Source organism: Guptibacillus hwajinpoensis (assembly GCF_005144865.1).
GTDB lineage: Bacteria > Bacillota > Bacilli > Bacillales > Guptibacillaceae > Guptibacillus > Guptibacillus hwajinpoensis_A.
Map to the genome: position 1 here is coordinate 531165 of NZ_SWFM01000003.1, position 20134 is coordinate 551298.

Below are 20134 nucleotides of genomic sequence, written 5' to 3' on the forward strand. Positions count from 1 at the left end.
CATGTGGCAAAGGAAAGGGGTTCTGTAGAATGGGACAAGAAGGAGCAAAAATCCTTGGAGAAAACAGGAGGCTACTCATCTTACAATGGTTAAAAGAGAGCGATAAACCATTAACCGGAAGTGATTTATCCAAGCGAACAAACGTAAGTCGACAGGTTATTGTCCAGGATATTTCATTATTAAAAGCAAGAAATGAACCGATTATTGCTACCTCACAGGGGTATATTATATTTGATGCAGAGAGAAAAGAATCACGATTAGAACAGGTTATCGCCTGTCAGCACTCACCAGATGACACCAAAAATGAACTTTATACAATCGTAGATAACGGCGGAACTGTTAAAGGTGTTACAGTTGAGCATCCCCTCTACGGAGACCTTACTGCTTCCCTTTTCGTAAGTAATCGCCTTGAAGCTGATCAATTTCTTGCAAAGCTTTCTGTAACAAATGCATCGCTCCTCTCCGAGCTCACATCAGGTGTACATCTGCACACCATTGAAGCGAGCTCCCAATCACAGCTTGATGCCGTTTGTCGAGCATTAAAAGAACAAGGGTTTCTTTTAGAACAAGACTAGAAAAAAGAACGGCGGAATCATCCGCCGTTCTTACTTATGTCTACTACCAAACTATAGCTAACTGCAATTATTGCTAAGCCTGTCCATTAACAACAAAACACGGATACTCACCAAGCACAGAAATACCAATTCCAAGGGCTTGTATTTCCTCCATAACGCCTTTCAGAAGAACGTCACTGTTCGGCCTTTCAACATCAATAATAAAGAAATAATTCCCAAGACCAGTCTTCATCGGCCTTGACTCAATTTTCGTTAAGTTAAGGTTTCGCCAAGCAAATGCCGCTAATACTTGATGAAGAGCACCTGGATAGTCTGATGGAAGGATAATTTTGTACGTGACACGGTCTTCTCTAAATAACGGTGTACGCGGAAGAGCTTGTGGTGTTCTATGTAGAACGAGAAAGCGCGTATCGTTATCTTCCGTATCGTGAATGTTAGACTTTGCAATCGTTAATCCGTATTTCTCAGCTGCAAGCTCATTGCCTATCGCAGCTTGCTCTATATTCCCATCATTTTGAACATATTCAGCAGCTGCACTTGTCGACGCAGCATTGCTAAGTTCAGCTTTCGATAGCTCCTTCTGAAGAAATACGTGACATTGTGCAATGGCATGAGGATGTGACAGTACACGTTTCACTCGTCTCCAGTCACTCTGTTCGGGATGAATTAATAGGTGCTGTCGAATTGGCAAAACAAGCTCTCCAACGATCGGAAGCGATACTTGGTGGGAGAGAAGATCAAGCGTCATGTTAACCGAGCCTTCAATGGTATTCTCTAGTGGAACTACACCATAATCAACTTTCCCATTTTCTACAGCTTCCAGGCAAGCGCGAATTGTTGGAAAAGGGATTCGCTCCTCCTCTTGAAAAAGCGTCTTTGTAGCAATTTCTGTGAATGTTCCTTCAGGTCCTAGAAATCCTATCTTTTTGTGAGTATCCATCTTCTCCCCCTATGCTCCCGATCCGATAATTTCAGCATTGTTCACTGCTTCAATTTCTTTTATTTTCTCAAGTAAACTGCTTAGTTTAAGGTTTGATTCGCCAATTTCCATTGTTAAAATAACCGTCGCATAGCCCTGGAGGGGAATCGTCTGGTTGATTGTGAGTAAGTTGCAACCGAGAGAAGCCACCGTGCTAAGCACCCTCGAAAGTGCTCCAGAACGATCTTCTAGATGAACTGAGAGTGTTACAATCTGTTCAATAATCATTGTATGGAACGGCAGAATGGTATCACGGTATTTGTAAAATGCACTTCGACTGACCCCAACCTGATCAATCGCTTCTCGGACCGACTCAACCGTTCCACTCTCAAGCAGTAGCTTAGCCTCAAGGGTTTTCAACATTGAGTCAGATAATACATCTTCGCGAACGAGATAGAAATTCTTGTCTTCATTGCTCATTCTTCCCCTCACCTCTATCGTGGCCAGCTAATGGCCATTTAATTTAGGATGGATTTCGTCCTTCACTGTATGTAATGACAAAAAAGACCGCCCTTTCTTAAGGACAGTCTTCTCCGTTCATCAGTCTACGAACTCAAATTCGAACTCCAGAATCCGAACCGCGTCTCCATCTTCAGCTCCACGCTCTCTTAGCGCATCATCAATTCCTAAGCTACGCATTTGTTGCGCGAATCTTTTGACGTTGTCTTCTCGGTTAAAGTCTGTCATCTTGAATAGCTTTTCAATTCGAGGTCCATTGACAACAAATGTTCCATCACTGTCACGCGTCACAAAGAATTCTGGTGCACCTTTTTCATGACGATACATCACACGTGTTTCCTCTTCTTTATCTTCATCAAGAGGGAATTCAGGCGTTGTTTCAAGCTTGTCTGCAATTTCAAACAAGACTTCCTGTACACCTTGTCGTGTTACAGCAGATATCGGATAAATCGGGAAATCATCTTCGAGTTTTTCTCTAAAGATTTCAAGGTTCTCCTCTGAATCTGGAAGGTCCATTTTATTTGCAACAATAATCTGTGGACGCTCCATCAGACGCATTTTATACTGCTTTAACTCATCATTGATTTTTAGATAGTCCTCGTAAGGGTCACGCCCTTCCATCCCAGACATATCAATAACGTGTACGATAACACGTGTACGCTCGATATGGCGAAGGAACTGATGTCCAAGTCCCACACCCTCGTGTGCGCCTTCAATTAGTCCTGGAAGATCCGCCATCACGAAGCTACGATTATCTTTCGTGTCAACCACACCTAAATTGGGTGCAATTGTTGTAAAGTGATACGCTGCGATCTTGGGCTTAGCTGCAGATACAACAGAAAGAAGCGTTGATTTACCTACACTAGGGAATCCAACTAGGCCAACGTCAGCAAGAACTTTAAGTTCGAGCGTAACATCTTTCTCTTCTCCTGGCTCTCCATTCTCAGAAAGCTCCGGAGCGGGGTTTGATGGTGATGCAAAACGAGAGTTTCCTCGACCACCGCGACCACCGCGTGCTACAGTAGCTCTCTGACCATGCTCAGTTAAGTCAGCAATCACTTCTCCAGATTCTGCATTGGAAACAATTGTACCAGGTGGAACCTTAACAACCATATCCTCTGCATTACGACCATGCTGATTCTTCGAGCGACCATGCTCACCCGTTTTGGCTTTGAAATGACGATTGTAACGGAAGTCCATCAGCGTACGAAGACCTTCTTCTACTTCGAAAATGACGCTTGCGCCTTTTCCTCCGTCTCCACCTGCTGGGCCACCATCCGGTACATACTTCTCACGACGGAATGCAACCATACCATTACCGCCATCGCCTGCTTTTACAAATACTTTGACCTGATCTACAAACATTCTTTCACCTCATTTAATCAAAAACGTGCTAACTAGCTCCTGATTATTTTGCTCTAATTCAATCAATTTAGCGCTTTTCACATCAGGATTTTCGAACGCCAGCTTGAGCTTGTTTTGATCGGAAACTTCACCTTGAAAATCAAAAACAAGATGAATTTCTTCATGGTACAACTGAAGCGTCAATAGTAAGTGATGATCTGAAGGTATTTCTACCATTGAATCAAGCACTTTTGTACATTGCGTTAGCAACTCAACTAAATCAGCTTCATAAGTGGAAATATCATACTCGTCCCCGATCACTTCAAAATCCAACTGAAATAAATGGTTACACCAGTTAAACGTTAATATATATTCTGCAAGTTTCGGAGCATTTAAATTCGATAATTTTGCTTCCTGTCTCGACTGAATAATAATTTCTTCAATAATTTCCTTTGCCCTGTCTACGTGATCCAGTGCAAGGTTGCCTTTGATCAACTGCAAACGATTTAACCAATCATGACGAGAATGGCGCAGAACGTCAAAGGTATTCCACTTTTTAGACATAATTGCACTCCCAATGCTTTAACCATTTCCTTCATTATAACAATATATATATTCCGTATGTTACTTCCCCTAAAAGAAAACAATCTTATGCGAATTATTTGTGCATCGTCATTTGTTTATTCAATAAAATCCATTATATCAAAAAACTCTAACCGTTCGGTTAGAGTTTTTCTTAAGCTGCTTATGCTTCTTTGGCAACTGGATATACACTTACTTGTTTACGGTCACGTCCAAGACGCTCGAATTTAACGACGCCATCGATTTTTGCATATAGAGTGTCGTCTCCACCGCGGCCAACGTTTGCTCCAGGGTAGATCTTAGTTCCGCGTTGACGGAAAAGAATCGAACCGCCGGATACGAACTCGCCGTCTGCGCTCTTCGCGCCAAGACGCTTGGAGATTGAATCACGGCCGTTTTTTGTACTACCTACACCCTTTTTCGATGCGAAAAACTGTAGATTCATTTTCAACATATTGTCCCACCTCCTATGTGTGAGTAATTTGGATATGCTTGCCATATTCTTCGGCAATTGCTGAAATGGAAACTTCCATTCCTTGAAGGAGAAGCTGGATATTCTCATCCGTACGCTGATCCAGACGAGCTGGAACGGTACAGCTGAGATAGCCACCTTCATCCTCCATGTCAACTATTAGATGTACATCGCAAAGGGATTCAATCGCGTTCACAGTCCCAATCGACACGGCAGAAACACCTGCGCATACTAAGTCATACCCATACGGGCCAGACTCAGCGTGTCCAGATAGAGAAAAGGAAATAATGCGATTGTCAGAATCGCGCTTCAAGTTGAAACGTATCATCGTTGTTATCCTTAAGCGTTAATTTTGTCGATAACTACTTTAGTGTAAGGTTGACGGTGTCCTTGCTTACGACGGTAGTTTTTCTTAGGCTTATATTTGTAAACCGTGATTTTCTTACCTTTACCGTGCTTGTCAACTTTACCAGTTACAGTAGCGCCATCTAGCATTGGAGAACCAACTTTAATGTCATCTCCACCTACCATTAGCACACGGTCAAAAGTAACCGTTTCACCAGCTTCAGTGTTAAGAAGCTCGATGTAGATTTCTTGACCTTCAGTAACCTTGATTTGTTTACCACCAGTTTCAATAATTGCGTACATACGTGCACCTCCTCTAATACTAAGACTCGCCATTGCAGGTGCTAGTGACTAGCTTAAAAACCTGTTTTTGAGCGGTTGTAGCTCTTTGGGTGCTTCCAAACGAACTAACCACTAAATCATACCACAGCTAAAATTATCGTGTCAATGTAATATATATTACTTCTTATCACTGTTTTTATACCAGAGCACTTAGCGGTAGTCCGGCCTTTTTCCGCTGCATTTCAAAAAGACCGAGCTTAGTAAAGCCCCCTACTTTTAGACGAGGATCTTCTTTTTCCTTGCTCTTGAGTAAACTAAGTAGCTTACGTTGGTCTTGTTCATCCACTCGAAGAAAGTCTACGACAATTAGGCCACTAATGTTTCGCAGTCTTAACTGCCTTGTGATTTCTTCAATAGCTAAGACATTCACTTCATAGTGTGTTTGACTCTTCGTTCCGTATTTTGCTCCGCCTGTATCCACATCAATAGCAGTTACAGCATTTGTTTCTTCAATATGTAGGTTCGCTTTCCCGATCTTAATGGTTTTCTCCATACTTGCTATTGTCTCTTCAAGTTTGCTTACTTTCTTCTGTTGATGTGGAGCTATGGATACTTGCACATTACTTTTTAGATAAGGCAGGAATTCTTCAATAGAAGAAGCGGAATTGGAAACAATACCTGTGACACGCTGCAAAGGAAAGACCTTGCTAACTTGTTCACTTAAACCTTTTGCTTTCTTGATTGTGAATGGAGCTCGTTTGGTAGACGCTTTCTCCACAAGACATTGCCATTCTTTTCGATGATGTTGAAGCTCAGTATACAATTGCTCTTCATCCACGTAGCCTGCGCTTGTCCTAAAAATAAGACCTTCTTGTTCAATACAATGCGTATTGGCAAAGGCTAGTAGCTCTTCCCGTTTCAGATGAAGCTGTTTTGAAACCGCTGAATAACCAGCATAAGGCATGTAAACAAGCGTCTCTCCCGTAAACGTTACGAGTTCTGTTACAATTGGTCCTTTTCGGTCAACACTCGGATACTTTACCTGAACAAGGATAGCCTGTCCTTCCTCAAGACATTCAGAAACAGCCGGTTGCACTCCTCCGGCTGTCTTACGATATTGAGCTTGCGCTAATTCACTTCCATTAAGTAATCCAGGCTTTCCACGTCCAAGGGAAATGAATGCAGCACTCTTACCGTCCAAAACGTTAGAAACTTTTCCAAGGATCACATCACCTTGCGCTGGTTTATTATCATTTATTGGCTCAACCCAAATATCCGTAATTTCATTATCTATTTCAATCGCGACTGCAAGCCATTCTTTCTTTTCAAGGACAATTAACTGCATAACCGTTCTCCTTTTGCCCGTTTTTCTCTATTCTACCGAAATAACGAGCCTACTGCACATCCGATTTGATTTTTCTTAAAGTACGCTTCAAGCAATACGTGTTCATTTGTTTCGACATTCAGATTCTGTATAAAAATTTGATATTGTTTGCCCCTCGAAAAAGTAGCTAAAACATCATTTAATTTCATATCTGGCATAACAGAAAGAACCTGATTCGGTCCATTATACTTCTTGGAATATCGTTCAAGCAAAAACCTGAGATAAATATACTGATGATGTCTCCACTCTTTGAAATGCGCAACACACAGAAAGATAATAACCATCCATAAATTTAGATGAAGGGGAAAGGCACTAGCTGTCAATATGATAAGAAGTAGAAGAAAAAACAGTGAAGAACGAATCATTGTACGATGAGCAGCTTTAAAAGGATAAATTGAGGTATATAAGAGAAAAAGGAGCTTACCTCCATCAAGAGGCCATATTGGTAATAAATTAAATAGAAGAACCATCATGTTATGGAGCATAAAAAGTTCATACATCTCATGCCATAGCCCCATATAGTGAAAAAGTGTACCTACTCCCATCATCCAGATATGTTGGAATGGTCCTGCTAGAATAACAACCAACTCTTCTTTTAATGGACGATTGCCGTGTTCATCAACAACTGCAACACCACCAAAAGGCAGCAGAATGATTTCATTAACTCGCCACCCGAAATAACGAGCTGCTGTTGCATGGCCCATTTCATGGATAAGTACAACTGCGAACAGCAGTAACATCTCTCTGAATCTACCAGTTAGAAGAGAGAGTCCTATTGTCATCCAGAACAATGGATGGATTGTTATGAGACGAAGCATTATTCAATCGGTACGACTTGAAGAGGGTCTATAAAGGCTTCGTTCTTCTTTATGGCAAAATAGAAAGTTCCTGTTTCCCCGTCTTCAGAATTCGTTACACTTCCAAGTTTGTCCTTCGTTTGAACAAAGTCATAAAGCGATACATCGATCGAATCCAACATGCCATACCACGATTCGCTTCCATCGGTATGCTGAACGACAACTGTTTGACCAGTCCCGTCTTTATTACCTGCATAAGTTACGACTCCAGCATTAATCGCTTCTACCTCTGAGCTTAGAACCGTCTCTACCATGATCCCCTTACCTGTCGTCTCAAAATCCTCAAGAACCTTCCCACTAGCGGGTAGGGCATATACAGGCTTTTCTCCAGCAGTTTCTGATTCTGGAGCAGTAGGAAAGAGCGCTACTGGATTCCCAAATTTCCCTTCATACCATTCTTTTACTGTTGCGAACTGAAAATCTTGCACCATTAAATCTGATACGTACCCTTGGATTGGTGCAACTCGCTCACTGTCTGCTTTAAATAGAATCCCAGCGCTAAGGAACAAACACGCAGCAATCATCGAACGAATCATAAAACTTTGCTTGTTAAATAGCGGATGAATTTTTACCTCCGTATCTTGAAACGAGGAGGATGAAACTTTGTCATTCATTCGATCATTGCGCACAACAGAGCGTACAGGCTGGCGCTGTTTTTTCCTAGAATTCAGCCTTTTTCGAATCTCATCCAGATCGTTCCCCATTGCTCACCCATCCTTCCTATAAGTAGTATTCAGTTTATGACTTGTCCGGAAGAGTTATGTCTTTTAAGAATGCTGTTTTCGTAAACATTGTTGCTATAAGAGTGAGAGGGATTTCCGCTCCAGGATGCTCGTTTTCCGCGGGGCGGGCCGCTTGAGCCTCCTCGGCGCACTAAAACATTGCGCCTGGGGGGCTCACCTGTCCCGCAGGAGTCGAGCATCCTTCCGCTCCAATTAGCTAAGTGGAGTTCTTTATACAAAACTTCTTTCAAAAGCAACAATCTTTTAGAAAAGAGCCTTTAAGAACGAGAACAGTCATTCAAAAAGAAAGCTATAAACAAAAAAATCCCGGCCAGTTGGCCGAGATTATGAACGCATTCCAAAAAACTTTTTCATCTTAGTTAACATGCCTCGTTCTTCTTGAAGAGAAAGAAGAGGAACAGACTCACCTAGAATTCTACGTGCAATATTCCGGTAAGCAAGGGAGGCTTTAGAGCTTGGATCAAGAGCAATTGGCTCTCCTTTATTTGATGCTCGAATAACTGTATCGTCATCTCCTACGATACCAAGCAAATCAATAGCAAGGATCGAAACAATCTCATCAACGTCTAGCATTTCTCCGCTTTCCATCATATGATTTCGTATTCGATTGACGACAAGCTTTGGTGCTTCGATATTTTCTTCTTTCTCAAGAAGACCAATGATACGGTCTGCATCTCGCACTGCTGATGTTTCAGGTGTTGTAACCACAACCGATTTATCTGCACCTGCAATTGCATTTTTAAATCCTTGTTCAATTCCTGCAGGACAATCAATTAATACGTAATCATAATCCTGCTTTAATTCATCAATAATTCTCTTCATCTGTTCTGGCTGAACAGCCGACTTATCCTTCGTCTGTGCTGCCGGAAGCATATAGAGAGCTTCAAAGCGTTTATCTTTAATTAAAGCCTGATGAAGGCGGCACCTTTCCTCCGCTACATCGACGAGGTCATAGATGATGCGATTCTCGAGTCCCATGACAACATCGAGGTTTCGTAGTCCAATATCCGTATCCACCAGACATACTTTCTTCCCCGATAGTGCAAGAGCTGTTCCGATGTTTGCTGTCGTTGTGGTTTTACCCACACCACCTTTTCCGGAAGTAATTACGATAGCGTCTCCCACACAACATTCCCCTTTCTGTCTACAACCTTGTCAAATTCGGTCTAACTTTAGTTAGTACTTGAATACGATCTACGCTAATTTCTGAATAACCTTCTCTGACGAATGCACATTCTGCTTCATGAACTGCAGTACCTGCTTGATCAGGCGGTCTACTGATTAGATCAGCAACCTTGAGCTGTGAAGGTTTCATAACAGCTGCTGTAATGACAGCGTTGATGTCCCCATTTGCGCCAGCATGTGCAACCCCGCGAAGTGATCCCATAATGAAGATATTACCCGCTGCTTTCACAGTACCACCAGGATTCACATCTCCAATTAAAAGAAGGTCACCCTCCACTTCAAGAACCTGTCCTGAACGAACCGTTCTTGTTACGGATGTAACAGTAGTTCGTTTGCGCTCTTCTTCTGCTTCTTCGCGTGAAATCACATTTGAATCAATACGATCTACTTCAAGGTTCTGCTTTGATTGTATCATTGATCGAAGGGTTTCTTCTTGATCACTAGTTAAATAACGATATCCTAGTTTCAATGTAACGGTGATCACATTTCCTTCCGTTTGCTGGATATGACGAGCGGAAAGCTTTTCATCTAATTCATTTATAACATCACGAAAAGCGCAGGAATCGTCTAAAATCAGATTCAAGCCATCTTTCGTCCCTTTAATCGTGACAAACTGCTGCGTTTGCTTTTGTGCCATAGACAATTTCATTCACCTCAACATAGAATAATTCAACGCTGCTAAAGGAAACTCCTTCTTTTGGCCTGATTTTCTTGTCTACGGCTTTCAGATAATCCTTCCAATAACTGCTTCACAGGATAATAAATAACAAGTAGAAAGACACCATTAAGAATTAACGAAGGAAGATAACGGTCATAGAAGAAGGCATGAAATGAAACATCCGTTACGTTAATTAGTGAAAAAAGTTCATATACATAGAATTCAACCAACGAGACACCGAGAAGTCCAAGTACGAGCACTGTAAACCAATTAAGTTGAAAAACCTTCGATAAATAACCGATTATGTAGGCTGCAACCGAGATTCCGAACATATACACACCGACAAGGTCTGTATAAATCAAATCATGTAATAGTCCAAAACCAATCCCATAAATAACGCCATATGCTGGACTCATAAACATGCCAATCATAACAACAATTACCGTGACAAAACGTGGAATCAGCTGAAAACCAAATCCGTAGTGCTCAGGTGCAAACACTTGGAAGACAGTTCCCTCGATTAAAAAAAGAACGAAAAGAGTACCAATTAGAAGAAAGCGCCTCATTCCTCTTCACCTTCTCCATCATCAGGTACTACGTTCTGTGCTCCGCGATCAATGACCATAACGTTATTAATGTCATACAAGTCAGCGGCAGGTTTAACATGCGCCGTTTGTGTTGTACCTACATTATCTGTTTCCACATCAACTATTTCACCAATGACGACCCCGCGTGGGAATATCCCGCCATTTCCTGCAGTAATTACCGTCTGACCCTTTTTCACCTTAATATCTACAGGGATTTTTGAAAATAAGAGAACTTCTTTCTCAGTATCATATCCTTCAATTGTACCAAAAACATTCTTATCTTCCTGTGTCATTGCAGCAATTCGGTTTGTTCTGTCAACATCACTAACAAGCTGAACAGTAGAAGAGAACGGTTGAACATTTTTCACTTTACCAATAAGACCGTTTGGAGTAGCAACTGCCATGTTCACTTGTACGCCATCTTGCTTCCCTTTATCAATGGTGAGCAAATCATTCCATCTGTCTGGAGAACGAGCAATCATATTGGCATGGAACGTCTGGTAATTAGATAAGCCTGTAGACGGTTCAATATTAAGCTCGCTTTTTAATTCTTGATTTTCTTTCTTAACGGTTTTCAATTCTTCAGATAAGGCAACAAATTCATTGAGTCTGGACTTTAGGAGCTCATTCTCCTCGTACATGTCCTTCATATCACCAATACTCTCAAATAAACCCGCTACTGAATGAGCGGGTTTATAAAAGATTGACTGAATCCAGCCAACTGAATCCTTGAAAAATTGCTCCGGCATCGTAAGAGCGTTACGCTCTTTCATCGAGGTTCCAATGAGTGCTACGAGAACAATTATACTAACAAGTAGGACAACTAGTCGTTTATTCGAGAAAAATTGTGGCATGCCTTACACCTTCTAACTACTTCTGTTTTGAGCGGGAGGTAATACCAGCTCTAGATTTAAACAGATGAATATTTTCTAGCGCACGCCCTGTGCCAATAGCAACGCACTCAAGCGGATTTTCAGCTACAATGACAGGCATTTTCGTTTCATCACTAATCACCTGATCAAGGTTTCGAAGTAGAGCGCCGCCTCCAGTTAGTACAATCCCACGGTCCATAATATCTGCAGCTAGTTCTGGAGGAGTTTTCTCAAGGGTTACTTTAACAGCTTCAATAATACTATTCACTGTGTCACGAAGAGCACCAGATACTTCATCAGCAGACACACTGATTGTCTTCGGAAGTCCAGTTACGAGGTCGCGTCCACGAATGTCCATCGCTTCAATACCTTCTGTTGTTCCTGCTGAACCAATTTCAAGCTTAAGTTGCTCAGCTGTACGTTCACCGATCATCAAGTTGTACGTCTTCTTCACGTATTGAATAATGGACTCATCCATTTCATCTCCAGCAATACGAATCGATTCGCTCGTTACAATACCACCTAGAGAAATAATCGCAACTTCTGTCGTACCTCCACCAATATCTACAACCATACTACCAGTAGGCTCCCAAACTGGTAAATCAGCACCAATCGCAGCTGCAAATGGCTCTTCAATCGTATAAGGTTCACGCGCGCCTGCCTGACGCGTAGCATCTTCTACTGCTCTTTTCTCAACAGCCGTAATTCCAGAAGGAACACAGACCATTACATTTGGCTTTCGCGCAAAGACTGAACGGTTTTTCTGTGCTTGCTGGATGAAGTACTTCAGCATTGTAGCTGTCGTTTCGAAATCAGCAATGACTCCGTCTTTCATTGGACGAAGCGCAACAATGTTTCCTGGTGTACGACCGATCATATTCTTCGCGTCATTACCTACTGCCTCAATTGAACCCGTATCTGTACGAAGCGCAACAACTGAAGGCTCCCTTACAACGACGCCTTTACCTTTTACATATGCCAGCGTATTAGCTGTACCTAAATCTATTCCCATATCTCTTGAAAATCCACCAAACATTTATGTTAAATCTCCCTTCAATTCAACCAAAACTCATAAGTATGATTATACTGCATCAGTATTGAAAACGGTAGTGGGAAAACGTGCTATCCCGTGTCCGTTTTAAACGTAACCCTTTTCTTTTAAACTAACAAACTTTTGATCTCCAATAATAATGTGATCAAGCATATCTATTCCAAGCATCTTCCCACATTCCGCAAGGCGTTTTGTGACTTCAATATCTTCTCTACTTGGTGTAGGATCACCACTTGGATGATTGTGAAAACAAATCAATGAAGCAGCCGAGCGCCTAAACGCTTCTCGAAAAACTTCACGTGGGTGTACAATCGACGCATTTAAACTACCGACAAAGACGGTCTGACGATGTAACACCTGATTCTTCGTATTTAAGTATAAGCAAACAAAGTGTTCCTGTGAGAGAAAACGCATATCTTCCATCACATAGTTCGCACCATCTTCTGGTGAACGAATCGTATAGCGTTCTTCTAATTGAAGGCGGCTAACTCTTCTCCCGAGCTCCATTGCTGCGATTAGCTGTACGGCTTTCGCAGTCCCAACCCCATTTAGAGAAGTTAACTCTTCAATACTTGCATCTTTTAGAAGTCGAAGCCCTTCAAAGTACTGGATAATGCGATAAGAAAGCTGAAGGACAGACTCCTGCTTTGTTCCTGTCCTGAGAATAATAGCCAATAACTCTTGATTGGATAACGTTTCAGGACCGTCCTTCACAAGGCGCTCTCTCGGGCGTTCTTCTTCAGGATAATCACGAATCATTAAAGGTGTTTTCAGCAACACGCTTCCTCCCTGGATTCATCTTCATGCCTGACTAATGCTGAATCTCCGGAACTATGCCGAACGCCTTAAGTTCTCTTAGCGTTCTTGCAATCGGAAGCCCTACCACACTGTAATAATCACCATGAATACGTTTCACAAAGGCGGCACCGAAACCCTGTATGCCATAACCTCCCGCTTTGTCAAAAGACTCTCCTGTATCGAGATAGGTCTCAATTTCTTCATCAGTTAACTCCCAAAAAGTAACCTCAGTTGCTTCATGAAATTCAACTTTCTTGTTATGTGAAAGAATGGACACACCTGAATAAACAATGTGCGTACGACCAGAAAGTGCTCTAAGCATCTGCCTCGCATGCTCTCGGCTCTCTGGCTTTCCAAGTACATTGTGATCAAGTGTAACGACAGTATCAGCCCCAATCACAATAGCATCTGATACGTTCGCAAGTACATCATTTGCTTTACCAAAGGCAAGCTGTTCCACAAGTTCAGAAGGAGAAACAGATAAAGAGAGATGTTCTTCAAAGCCACTTACGATAATGTCAAAATGGAGGTTCATTTGCTCTAGAAGTTCTTTTCTTCGTGGAGATCCAGAGGCTAACACGAGGCGCTTCATAATACCACCCTTTTTTTGTAAATGATTCACAAGTGGGAAAAGGGCTTGATAACAGCTTATCAAATCCCTTTTCTTTCCACAATTTATTTTTCTGACGTTCCTTTACATTTTTCGTCATGTTTTGATCATGTATGTGCATACAGAATAAATTTGTTAACGATAAACTGAAATTTCCTATTTCTATTCGTTTCATCACGATAGTTAAGGAGGGTAGATCCTCCTTCCTTATCCTACCGTTAAATGATTCGCACCGCAAATATCTGACTATTTCACACTTTCCACCATGTCTTGATAAGATGACATTCCATCTAGTAGATGCTGCTGCGCGATCCAAAGAGAAGGAACTTTTTCCTCAGAAGAATACGATTGAATTTCCTTCATAGCTCCGTTCAAATCTTCTGCGAATTTTTGTCCATCAATTTTCTCCCATTCACTCATCTTTGTTCCCTTATCGTTCCAACTCTCAATGGTTTCTGCTATTTTTTCAATTTCTTTGTCTGTAACCTTTTTATCGGATAGTGCAGCTAAGTCAATTGTGGTAAGTTCCTCAAGAAGATCTCTTCCTTCCTGAATATGCTGAGCCACTACAGGATCTGCTTGAGTTCCTTTACCATCGATTGTCCAAACCTTTTTATAAACATCCTGCCCTTTACTTTCAAAGTAGCTTCCAAGCGCGTCCTGTCCTTCAACAGAAGAAGAAACGCCAATCAGTAAATAGTACTTCTCACCTTTAAATATAGTAGCAGGAAAGCCTTGCTCTTTAAATTTCAGTTGAAATTCCTTTGCTGCATCTTCTGTTTCGTAAGCTCCAGATTGAACGACATGAAGATCAAGTGATAAATCAGCTCCTGTCGTTGAAGCTGGTATTGATTTCTGTTCACTACTAGCAGGTAATGCCACATTGTTTCCTGAGAAAACCATTAACAAACTCAGTCCAAACAATACGCCAATAACAATAGCAAAAGCTGCAGAAGCTACCACCTTTTTCTGTATCGTAATCACCGGTTTACCCTTCATCAAAGAAGATTTCTTCTTTCGTCCGACTGGAAGCTTTGATCGTTTTGTAGTAGGTTCATATAATGGACGAGGTCTCTTTTGAATATGACGCTTTCGAATCTCTACTATTTTCTTAGCGTCACGCCGTTCGGGTAAAATCCACTCAAATTCTTTTTCTTCTGCTGCAGCACTTTCCTCTTTATGTGTTTCGGAAGGCTTATTCACGTCCTCCCCATTTAAACGAATTGAAATTGTTCGTTTCTCCCTGTCCATAACCATCCTCCTTGATACCGGCTTGTACTATAGTCTATGAAATGAGGGGAAATGCTAGAACAGAAACTACTAGATTTGAGGCTTTCTTCTATTAACAGCTAATCACAAAAAAGAAGCCTCTATAATAGAAGCTTCTCTCATAGACTATAGAAGAAACTACTCTTTCACTTCTTCGTCTGTTACCGTCTCATAAAGAGGATTCTCTTTACCCGCAGGTTCAGGGTAGTCAATACTTGGTGTTTGTTCTGCAAGATCGGTTAAGGAAGGAATGTAGAAGGTTGACACATCCGCTGTATACAATAATTCATTTGTCTCTTCACCTTCATCTAACGAAACAGCTTCAGGCTTTCCTGTAAAAGATAGACCACTAACCATCGCCATTCGTGGTAAACCTTCAATGGATTTTAGAAATGTTCTAAGAGATGGATAGTTATCTGAAGCCATCGCCATGCTTACGTTCACGGACTGAATACCTTCCGGAAGCCCAGGCACTGTTTCAGTTGGTGGCGCTTCAGGAGCTTCTTCGTTAGTTTCTTCAGTCTCTTCATCAGGTGGATTCTCTTGCCCGTCCTCGCTAGTCTCTTCTGAGGTGCTTTCTTCAGCATATTGGTCAGGATTAAGAACCTCGTCTACAAAATCGAGCTGTTGAATCTTACTTCTAGATACGAGTTCAGCCTGGTTCAGATCAAGGATAAACTGATCAACTAGTGGTTTTACGGGAACCATGCGCTGTAGTGCATTCGTATCATAAGATTCAGCCTGCTTATTATTCTCTTTTTCTTCGAGCACCCGGATCACATCCTCGTTCTGACTGACCTGAGCCTCTAGCCTTTCAACTTCTTGCTTTTGTGGAAGAACGGAGAACATATAGAAAAGCACAAGACCTAGAATCGGAAGAAGCAGACCAACTGCCGTTAGTAAGTTTCTCGTACGATTATCCATCAGAGCCCTCCTCTACAACCTCATTCTCATCTATTCTTAAATTTGCTTTATTAATCACAATTTCATATTCCGTTACATACCGAGGAAGAATGCGACCATCTTCTTCTGCTTCTTCTTCCGTTAAATCAGCGGCTGTTACAGTGAGAACACTCGCAGAAAGAACATTTTCAGATAAATTAAGTTCACTTAAATATTGAGAGACTTCTTTCATCTGATCAAATTGTACCGTTAACGTTACTGTTTCGCTTCCATCAAAATCGTAGTTCATAAAGTAACCACGCTTCGGAAGTCGCGCTACAAGATCATCTAATAGCTTAACAGTCGAGAACTCCACGCCATCAAGCCAGTCAACATACTCTTGTAACGTTTGGCCAGAAGAAGCTGCCGCAACGTCATTTGACTGGAGTGCGATCATAAGCTCCGATGTTTTTTCTAGCCGATCTGTTAACGTCACTTGTTCGGATTTTAATTGGTGTGAGCTAAAGAGCATCCAAAGAAAAATAGCTAGGATAACCGTACCTGCTGAAATAGGAATGAGGATAAACGAAAAAGATCGCTTCGGCTTATTAGGAAGAAGGTTAATATCAATTAACATTTTTCCACCCCTTCAATGAAAGACCATAAGCTCCGTAGTAAGGAAGTGGAAGTACATTCCCTTCCTCATCTTTAATTGCATTCGTTTCAGCATTTTGAACAGCTACTTCCACAGTTGATTCAAGGCGTTTCTTTAATAATGGAAGCTCTGGAAAGTCTCCTGATAAGAAAACACGCTGTATCTTTTGCCCGCTTTTGTTCATCGAATAGTGATAGAAATTAATCACTCGCTCAATTTCTGTAACACTCTCATCAACCATTTCAATCAGTTCTTCACGATCACCGATCCATCTCATTGTGCTCGACGATCGGGTTGTTTGAACGACATCCCAGTTGGACTGAGGTGCATCCATCATGACCTGGCGAATAAATGCAGGCTTATGCTGATAGAAGACACTAACATTAATGGCCCGAACGCCACAATGAATGAGAAGCGTTGGCTTTTGTGAGTCAATCTGATCGGTATGATAATAAAGTCTATAGAGGGATAGTGCGGTAACATCAGCGGCTTCCGGATGAAGGGAAACGGATTCAAGTAAGGAAGATAAATCATTAACAATTTCTTCAGGAGCTGCAAAAAGAAGAATTTCTTTATGTTCACTCTTTTGTCCAATTAATTCATAATCGAACACAGGATCTTTGAAAGGAAGCATAATACTTGTGCCAATTTCAAGGTAAAGGTAACCTTTAATATCTTCATCAGCAACTGAAAGAGGGATCTTCTCGTTTCTTAGGACAAGATAGGTATCAGGAACTAGAAACACAACTCTCTTTCCTTTAATCCCCCATTCTTCTACACACTCTTCTAAAATAACAGAAAGGGTATCTCGTTCGATTACTTTGCCATCACGTATAATCCCTTCAGGAAGAAATCGTTCACGGTAAGAACGAATTTCCATTGTCGAATGAGATAGCTCAACCATTCTGATCACGTGATCATGTAAAATCATACTAATTTGTTTTGATTGTGGCTTAAAACGAAAAAAAACCATCATCCATTCCCTCCATCATGACAGAAAACTAAAATACCAGTCTAAGATTGGTTCAGCATAAAAATATGTAATAATTGCACCTAGCGCGATTGATGGACCAAACGGAATGTGCTGCTTTCGTTTCGCTTTTCCACTGAGTAAAGCAGTAATACCAATAACCGATCCGCAAAGTGTTGAGAAGAAGAAAACAAGAAGTACATCCTGAAAGCCGAATACAAAACCTAGCACCGCAAACAGCTTAATATCTCCGCCCCCCATTCCCCCTTTACTAATAACAGCTATGAGTAAAAGTAGTAAGAAACCAGCAGCTGCTCCAATTAAAGGGCTATACCATGGGTTCATTGGAACAATGATTCTTGCTACGATAAAGTAAGCTGTAAAAAACAATAGAACTTTATCTGGAATCAGCATATATGAAATATCAGATACAAACACAATAACAAGAAGGGAAATCAACCCATATGAGACTAGCAATTCTTTTGACCATCCTACCAAAAACGGTGTTATCGTAAAAAGACATGCGGTCACAAACTCAACAGCTGCATAGATTGGCGATATTCGCGATGAGCACCCTTTACATTTCCCACGCTGGATTAAATAAGAGAAAACCGGAACCAGCTCGATCGCTGAAAGTTCCCGCTTACAATTTGGACAGGATGAGCGAGGGGCCACAATCGATCGTTTGACAGGTACCCGAAGACCTACAACATTATAAAAAGACCCAAGTGCGAGCCCAACTAGAAACAAATAACTATGTAATATGACCCCCATATGTTTCATCCTTCTTCGAAATAGTTTAATAGATTAAGTGCATCGGTATGTAGTTAGGAAGAAAACCCTCCGAGGAGGGTTTTCTTCCTAATATATTATTATGGTTTTAATTTTACAGAAGTTTTATCTAAAGTATTGATATCCCCACTTAGATATTGATGGTTATTATCACCAATCAACGTAACATTAACAGTTCCGTCAGTTGCAAATACTACTTTAGAAGCAGTAGGGCTATAAGAACCAGTATTACCAGGACTTTTAGGAATACCTTCTAAAAAACCTCCATCTTTTAGTGCTTTAAGAGTGTATTCAGTTGTTGCAGTTCCTTCCTGTGCTTTAGCTAATCTAGCACTACTTGCTACCTGTTTAGCATTTGCAATATGCGCATCAATCTTCGAGTTATTAATTAGATTACCTACAGCCGGAATTGCAATCGCTGCAATAATCCCTAGAATGACAATAACCACAAGTAATTCAATCAACGTTAAACCTTTCTCATTCTTCAAGTAACGTTTAAACATGTGTTTTCCCCCTTGATTTCTATTTTCTACTATGTATGACTTACTATGATGTCTATTAAACTTCTTTACTACCCCACGTTGTTGTAGATTTCAAACATTGGCACGATGATGGAAAGAACAATGACGCCTACAATGCTTGCAAGAAATACGATCATTAGCGGTTCGATCATTGCTTTTAATCGATCCGTTGCATTTTCGACTTCATCTTCATAAAAATCGGCTACTTTGGCGAGCATCGCATCGAGTGAACCGGTTTCCTCTCCAATCGCAATCATCTGCGTAACTAAAGGCGGGAAGATCCAGTGCTTTTTCATTGGTTCTGTCAAACGCTTTCCCTGTTCAAGCGATGTTCTTGAATCACGCAGAACTCTAACCACCACCTCGTTTCCTACAACCTTTTCTACAATCGCTAGAGACTGCAGAATGGGGACCGAGCTCGAGAAAAGGGAGCTTAGCGTTCGCGTCATTCGCGCAAGCGTCGCTTTTTGTAAAATTTTCCCGAATAACGGTAATTTTAGTATAGCATAGTCGAAATAATACTTACTATATGATTTTTGTCTAATAATAGAAATAAATCCTACTATTAGCACAATTACCAGTATAATCAACCACCAATAGACTTGCACAATGTTACTTGCACCCATTACAAACTGCGTAATAGCTGGTAAGTCCCCGCCTAAATCTTCAAGCATGTCCGCAAATGTCGGGACAACAGAAGCGAGTAAGAAAATTACTACCCCAATTGCCACGATCCCTACTATAACGGGATAGGTCATGGCTGAAATAACCTTCTGTTTTGTTTTATGCTGCTTCTCAAAATACTCGCCAAGTCGTTCGAGTGCCTCATCCATGCCGCCGCTTACTTCGCCAGCATAAACCATGTTCGTAAACATTGGCGGAAACACTTTTGGGTGTTTGGCTGCAGCTTCGGAAAACGGATTACCTGTCCGAAGCTCTTCTTCAATGGTTTTCAGTGCTCGTCCAAGCGCTTTGCTTTCTGTTTGCTCTGACAGAATAGCTGTTGCATCTACAATCGATATACCTGCTCGAAGTAGCGTAGCGAACTGTCTAAGATAGACAACAAAGTCTCGTAGTTTAACAGGGTTTCCAATTGAGATATCCTTCGCCAATAGGGAAGCGTTAACTTCTTGGATTTCCATTACAGCAATGCCTTTTTCACGGAGCTCTAGAATAACTTCACGCTTCGATTCTCCCGTCAAGCTACCCTTTTTCATTCTGCCTTTTGCTGTCTTACCAACATACTGGAACTGACTCATTGT

The 20134-nt window shown here is 41.3% G+C and carries 25 protein-coding genes and 1 other annotated feature; of the genes, 1 reads left to right on the forward strand and 24 read right to left on the reverse strand.

The features are described 5' to 3' along the window. Positions 1–29 precede the first annotated feature (29 nt). A complete protein-coding gene (locus FBF83_RS13640) occupies positions 30–575 on the forward strand; it encodes a transcription repressor NadR (RefSeq protein ID WP_136947684.1) in 546 nt (181 codons plus the stop codon). Positions 576–648: 73 nt separating this feature from the next. Here the strand turns inward: FBF83_RS13640 and pheA are convergent, their stop codons facing one another. The 24 genes from pheA to FBF83_RS13760 form a co-directional block, all read right to left on the reverse strand. After that, a complete protein-coding gene (gene pheA / locus FBF83_RS13645; protein ID WP_136947685.1) occupies positions 649–1515 on the reverse strand; it encodes a prephenate dehydratase in 867 nt (288 codons plus the stop codon). Positions 1516–1524: 9 nt separating this feature from the next. After that, on the reverse strand, positions 1525–1974 hold the full coding sequence (locus FBF83_RS13650) for an ACT domain-containing protein (protein WP_136947686.1): 450 nt from the start codon (positions 1972–1974) through the stop codon (positions 1525–1527). A gap of 120 nt (positions 1975–2094) precedes the next feature. Beyond that, entirely contained in the window at positions 2095–3378 is a 1284-nt protein-coding gene (obgE, locus tag FBF83_RS13655; RefSeq protein WP_136947687.1) for a GTPase ObgE, read from the reverse strand. A gap of 9 nt (positions 3379–3387) precedes the next feature. Further along, complete coding sequence (locus FBF83_RS13660) at positions 3388–3921, reverse strand: Spo0B C-terminal domain-containing protein (protein WP_136947688.1); 534 nt, start codon at positions 3919–3921, stop codon at positions 3388–3390. A gap of 181 nt (positions 3922–4102) precedes the next feature. Continuing rightward, entirely contained in the window at positions 4103–4393 is a 291-nt protein-coding gene (gene rpmA / locus FBF83_RS13665) for a 50S ribosomal protein L27 (protein ID WP_048312611.1), read from the reverse strand. A 13-nt stretch (positions 4394–4406) separates the two neighbouring features. Further along, positions 4407–4739 (reverse strand): ribosomal-processing cysteine protease Prp, encoded by a 333-nt coding sequence (locus FBF83_RS13670; protein ID WP_098444404.1) that lies wholly within the window; start codon positions 4737–4739, stop codon positions 4407–4409. An 11-nt stretch (positions 4740–4750) separates the two neighbouring features. Further along, the gene (gene rplU / locus FBF83_RS13675) at positions 4751–5059 is read right to left on the reverse strand and encodes a 50S ribosomal protein L21 (RefSeq protein ID WP_048312605.1); all 309 of its coding nucleotides are present in this window, start codon (positions 5057–5059) and stop codon (positions 4751–4753) included. 12 nt (positions 5060–5071) lie between these two features. Next, positions 5072–5146: a sequence feature (ribosomal protein L21 leader region), on the reverse strand. Positions 5147–5234: 88 nt separating this feature from the next. Beyond that, complete coding sequence (locus FBF83_RS13680; protein ID WP_136947689.1) at positions 5235–6383, reverse strand: ribonuclease E/G; 1149 nt, start codon at positions 6381–6383, stop codon at positions 5235–5237. A gap of 32 nt (positions 6384–6415) precedes the next feature. After that, positions 6416–7162, reverse strand: coding sequence for a M50 family metallopeptidase (locus tag FBF83_RS13685; protein ID WP_240688099.1), 747 nt, complete (start codon positions 7160–7162; stop codon positions 6416–6418). Positions 7163–7239: 77 nt separating this feature from the next. After that, positions 7240–7983, reverse strand: a complete 744-nt coding sequence (locus tag FBF83_RS13690) for a M23 family metallopeptidase (RefSeq protein ID WP_136947691.1) — start codon at positions 7981–7983, stop codon at positions 7240–7242. 363 nt (positions 7984–8346) lie between these two features. Then, a complete protein-coding gene (minD, locus tag FBF83_RS13695; protein ID WP_136947692.1) occupies positions 8347–9147 on the reverse strand; it encodes a septum site-determining protein MinD in 801 nt (266 codons plus the stop codon). Between the two features lie 19 nt (positions 9148–9166). Then, a complete protein-coding gene (gene minC, locus FBF83_RS13700) occupies positions 9167–9844 on the reverse strand; it encodes a septum site-determining protein MinC (protein WP_136947693.1) in 678 nt (225 codons plus the stop codon). Between the two features lie 41 nt (positions 9845–9885). Beyond that, complete coding sequence (gene mreD / locus FBF83_RS13705) at positions 9886–10431, reverse strand: rod shape-determining protein MreD (RefSeq protein ID WP_136947694.1); 546 nt, start codon at positions 10429–10431, stop codon at positions 9886–9888. Further along, complete coding sequence (gene mreC, locus FBF83_RS13710) at positions 10428–11306, reverse strand: rod shape-determining protein MreC (RefSeq protein WP_136947695.1); 879 nt, start codon at positions 11304–11306, stop codon at positions 10428–10430. The genes mreD and mreC overlap by 4 nt, the downstream gene beginning before the upstream one ends. 16 nt (positions 11307–11322) lie before the next feature. Beyond that, the gene (locus tag FBF83_RS13715) at positions 11323–12360 is read right to left on the reverse strand and encodes a rod shape-determining protein (protein ID WP_048312584.1); all 1038 of its coding nucleotides are present in this window, start codon (positions 12358–12360) and stop codon (positions 11323–11325) included. Positions 12361–12462: 102 nt separating this feature from the next. Then, complete coding sequence (gene radC, locus FBF83_RS13720; protein ID WP_136947819.1) at positions 12463–13134, reverse strand: RadC family protein; 672 nt, start codon at positions 13132–13134, stop codon at positions 12463–12465. Between the two features lie 52 nt (positions 13135–13186). Continuing rightward, positions 13187–13765, reverse strand: a complete 579-nt coding sequence (locus FBF83_RS13725; protein ID WP_136947696.1) for a Maf family protein — start codon at positions 13763–13765, stop codon at positions 13187–13189. A 264-nt stretch (positions 13766–14029) separates the two neighbouring features. Then, on the reverse strand, positions 14030–15034 hold the full coding sequence (locus FBF83_RS13730) for a hypothetical protein (RefSeq protein WP_136947697.1): 1005 nt from the start codon (positions 15032–15034) through the stop codon (positions 14030–14032). A gap of 156 nt (positions 15035–15190) precedes the next feature. After that, positions 15191–15976 carry a hypothetical protein gene (locus FBF83_RS13735; RefSeq protein WP_136947698.1) on the reverse strand — a complete coding sequence of 262 codons (786 nt, stop codon included), beginning with the start codon at positions 15974–15976 and terminating at the stop codon, positions 15191–15193. Then, a complete protein-coding gene (locus tag FBF83_RS13740; RefSeq protein ID WP_136947699.1) occupies positions 15969–16571 on the reverse strand; it encodes a hypothetical protein in 603 nt (200 codons plus the stop codon). The genes FBF83_RS13735 and FBF83_RS13740 overlap by 8 nt, the downstream gene beginning before the upstream one ends. After that, on the reverse strand, positions 16561–17565 hold the full coding sequence (gene pilM / locus FBF83_RS13745; protein ID WP_136947700.1) for a type IV pilus biogenesis protein PilM: 1005 nt from the start codon (positions 17563–17565) through the stop codon (positions 16561–16563). The genes FBF83_RS13740 and pilM overlap by 11 nt, the downstream gene beginning before the upstream one ends. 12 nt (positions 17566–17577) lie before the next feature. Next, entirely contained in the window at positions 17578–18333 is a 756-nt protein-coding gene (locus FBF83_RS13750; protein ID WP_136947701.1) for a prepilin peptidase, read from the reverse strand. A 98-nt stretch (positions 18334–18431) separates the two neighbouring features. Next, complete coding sequence (locus FBF83_RS13755; RefSeq protein WP_136947702.1) at positions 18432–18854, reverse strand: prepilin-type N-terminal cleavage/methylation domain-containing protein; 423 nt, start codon at positions 18852–18854, stop codon at positions 18432–18434. A 68-nt stretch (positions 18855–18922) separates the two neighbouring features. Beyond that, a complete protein-coding gene (locus FBF83_RS13760) occupies positions 18923–20131 on the reverse strand; it encodes a type II secretion system F family protein (protein WP_136947703.1) in 1209 nt (402 codons plus the stop codon). Positions 20132–20134 lie beyond the last annotated feature (3 nt).

What these genes read in the sequence shown, in the direction of transcription:
- FBF83_RS13755 (WP_136947702.1), bottom strand. Translation starts at nt 18,854, where the DNA reads ATGTTTAAACGTTACTTGAAGAATGAGAAAGGTTTAACGTTGATTGAA.
- FBF83_RS13725 (WP_136947696.1), bottom strand. Translation starts at nt 13,765, where the DNA reads ATGAAGCGCCTCGTGTTAGCCTCTGGATCTCCACGAAGAAAAGAACTT.
- FBF83_RS13640 (WP_136947684.1), top strand. Translation starts at nt 30, where the DNA reads ATGGGACAAGAAGGAGCAAAAATCCTTGGAGAAAACAGGAGGCTACTC.
- mreC (WP_136947695.1), bottom strand. Translation starts at nt 11,306, where the DNA reads ATGCCACAATTTTTCTCGAATAAACGACTAGTTGTCCTACTTGTTAGT.
- obgE (WP_136947687.1), bottom strand. Translation starts at nt 3,378, where the DNA reads ATGTTTGTAGATCAGGTCAAAGTATTTGTAAAAGCAGGCGATGGCGGT.
- FBF83_RS13670 (WP_098444404.1), bottom strand. Translation starts at nt 4,739, where the DNA reads ATGATACGTTTCAACTTGAAGCGCGATTCTGACAATCGCATTATTTCC.
- FBF83_RS13680 (WP_136947689.1), bottom strand. Translation starts at nt 6,383, where the DNA reads ATGCAGTTAATTGTCCTTGAAAAGAAAGAATGGCTTGCAGTCGCGATT.
- FBF83_RS13685 (WP_240688099.1), bottom strand. Translation starts at nt 7,162, where the DNA reads ATGTTACTGCTGTTCGCAGTTGTACTTATCCATGAAATGGGCCATGCA.
- FBF83_RS13660 (WP_136947688.1), bottom strand. Translation starts at nt 3,921, where the DNA reads ATGTCTAAAAAGTGGAATACCTTTGACGTTCTGCGCCATTCTCGTCAT.
- FBF83_RS13750 (WP_136947701.1), bottom strand. Translation starts at nt 18,333, where the DNA reads ATGGGGGTCATATTACATAGTTATTTGTTTCTAGTTGGGCTCGCACTT.
- pheA (WP_136947685.1), bottom strand. Translation starts at nt 1,515, where the DNA reads ATGGATACTCACAAAAAGATAGGATTTCTAGGACCTGAAGGAACATTC.
- FBF83_RS13735 (WP_136947698.1), bottom strand. Translation starts at nt 15,976, where the DNA reads ATGGATAATCGTACGAGAAACTTACTAACGGCAGTTGGTCTGCTTCTT.
- pilM (WP_136947700.1), bottom strand. Translation starts at nt 17,565, where the DNA reads ATGATGGTTTTTTTTCGTTTTAAGCCACAATCAAAACAAATTAGTATG.
- FBF83_RS13690 (WP_136947691.1), bottom strand. Translation starts at nt 7,983, where the DNA reads ATGGGGAACGATCTGGATGAGATTCGAAAAAGGCTGAATTCTAGGAAA.
- FBF83_RS13760 (WP_136947703.1), bottom strand. Translation starts at nt 20,131, where the DNA reads ATGAGTCAGTTCCAGTATGTTGGTAAGACAGCAAAAGGCAGAATGAAA.
- rpmA (WP_048312611.1), bottom strand. Translation starts at nt 4,393, where the DNA reads ATGTTGAAAATGAATCTACAGTTTTTCGCATCGAAAAAGGGTGTAGGT.
- radC (WP_136947819.1), bottom strand. Translation starts at nt 13,134, where the DNA reads ATGATTCGTGATTATCCTGAAGAAGAACGCCCGAGAGAGCGCCTTGTG.
- FBF83_RS13730 (WP_136947697.1), bottom strand. Translation starts at nt 15,034, where the DNA reads ATGGACAGGGAGAAACGAACAATTTCAATTCGTTTAAATGGGGAGGAC.
- mreD (WP_136947694.1), bottom strand. Translation starts at nt 10,431, where the DNA reads ATGAGGCGCTTTCTTCTAATTGGTACTCTTTTCGTTCTTTTTTTAATC.
- FBF83_RS13740 (WP_136947699.1), bottom strand. Translation starts at nt 16,571, where the DNA reads ATGTTAATTGATATTAACCTTCTTCCTAATAAGCCGAAGCGATCTTTT.
- rplU (WP_048312605.1), bottom strand. Translation starts at nt 5,059, where the DNA reads ATGTACGCAATTATTGAAACTGGTGGTAAACAAATCAAGGTTACTGAA.
- minC (WP_136947693.1), bottom strand. Translation starts at nt 9,844, where the DNA reads ATGGCACAAAAGCAAACGCAGCAGTTTGTCACGATTAAAGGGACGAAA.
- FBF83_RS13650 (WP_136947686.1), bottom strand. Translation starts at nt 1,974, where the DNA reads ATGAGCAATGAAGACAAGAATTTCTATCTCGTTCGCGAAGATGTATTA.
- FBF83_RS13715 (WP_048312584.1), bottom strand. Translation starts at nt 12,360, where the DNA reads ATGTTTGGTGGATTTTCAAGAGATATGGGAATAGATTTAGGTACAGCT.